This is a genomic window from Halanaerobium saccharolyticum, from assembly GCF_003053565.1.
Taxonomy (GTDB): Bacteria; Bacillota; Halanaerobiia; order Halanaerobiales; family Halanaerobiaceae; genus Halanaerobium; species Halanaerobium saccharolyticum_B.
The window spans coordinates 125,082-126,871 of record NZ_QAXS01000005.1 but is presented as its reverse complement, the minus strand read 5'-3'; the positions used below and the strand labels follow the sequence as shown (position 1 = coordinate 126,871).

Annotated in this window: 1 protein-coding gene; it reads right to left on the bottom strand. The window is 28.9% G+C overall.

Features of this window, described 5'->3' with window-relative positions:
- Positions 1-582: 582 nt before the first annotated feature.
- Complete coding sequence (locus C8C76_RS03660; protein ID WP_108138738.1) at positions 583-1,161, bottom strand: Spy/CpxP family protein refolding chaperone; 579 nt, start codon at positions 1,159-1,161, stop codon at positions 583-585.
- Between the last annotated feature and the right edge of the window lie 629 nt (positions 1,162-1,790).

Genomic DNA, 1,790 nt, shown 5'->3' with positions numbered 1-1,790 from the left:
TCGACTTACTAAAACTAGTTTTAGTTTCAGGCAAACACAGAACTCCTCCGGTCAACTATTCCATCTTACTGTCATTCCAACCCTAATCACATCTGTAAATCCAGCCTAGATTGCATGGTTTTTATGCCGGCATTGAGCTTCTTCGTTATAATGGCGAATCGCCATTTACAGATGCCACCTCTGGTTCACATAATGTTTTGGACTAACAGCACGTCTCAGACTCTTCAGATTTCATCTCACGGTGAACACCCTGTCATTGTTGACTTCTACATGATACATGCCACAACATAGATAGGACTTTCACCTACTATCAGAATAATTTACGGAGCACACAAAATAAACACCCACTCCATAAGAGGAGTGGGTGTTAAAAAGAGGAGAGAATTATCAAGTACAAAAATCTATGTAATAGCTGCCTCTAGTGCAGCTTCTAAAAGGGAATCAAATTCATTCTTTTATTCTGTTTATTATAATATCAGCAAATTATTAAAAATCTTTTAAAGCAAAATTAAAAGATAATTAGATTTGTGATCATGCAGAAAGTCTTTAGTTATATTATTTTCTATTATTTGATTTGTTATTTCAATTTTTTATACCTTTAGAGGTGTCTGAATTATTGAATGTTTCTTGGAAATTAAAATAATTTTCTTCGATTGTTTCTAATTGACTATCGGTTAATATAGACTCAATATTTTTTTGATACTCAATTCTTTTCTCATTTATTTTGCTTAAAACTTGTTCTAGTTTATCTTCCACTTCTCTAATCTCTGCATCACTTGCTCCACGAAACTCTAAATTTCTAATCTCACGAATTAAACTTCTCAATTCATTTCTTAACTCTTCAGTATCATTATAAAATTCATCTCTAAATCCCATTATTTTTTCTATTTGGTAATCAGTTAATAATTCTATTGTTTTTTCTACTTGATGATCAAGCAACTTAACTATTTTTTTTACTTGATCATCAGTTAAAGATTCTAATATTTTTTTTATTTGATAATCAGTTAATTCAACTGATTTATAACCAACACCTTCACTTTTTGCTTGAAAATTATGGTTTTTGACTTCAGAATTTATTCCAGGTCCTTGTGCAAAACTAACTCCAGTCAAACTTACTGCTATAAAGCCAATGAACAATAAAACTTTTAATATTTCTTTCATTTGATATCCCTCCTAATTGATTTTAATTTCTTAACTCATAGTTTAATTAATTTCTGAATAAGTACTGGTCATTTTGACATCTGAAAAAATAAACTGTTTTTAAATAAAAAATCCCTCTGGGGAGAGGGATTAAAATTAACAAAGGAGGAAATTATCTAGTTCAATAATTTATATAGTACCAGTCTTTGTTACAGGTTCAAAATGAAGGGTTTTAATTCACTTAGTTATTCTATTTATAATAATATCAGCAAGATATTAGACCTTAATTAACTACAAATTAAAAACTTATTAAATAAAAGATAGTGAAGTTAAAGATCCAAAATCGAATAAAAGTATACTAGAAATTGATAGGGAATAGGGATTTAACGAATTTGCTGATATTATAATTGAATTGACTTTTCTATATTGAGCTAACGTGATAAACTTAAAACAGAGAAAGTGTTAAAAACCTTTGCACATATTTATAAGTGCGGATAATTCTAACGGAGTGAACGGTTTATATGTTTAGTTAAACTATAAATTATTATAATGTCAGGTGTACTCGATATGAGTACACCTTGTTTAACATCGTAAAATTTAATATAGGTTTAGTCTGAAAAACTATTAAGAGAATCACTTTAAGACTATTT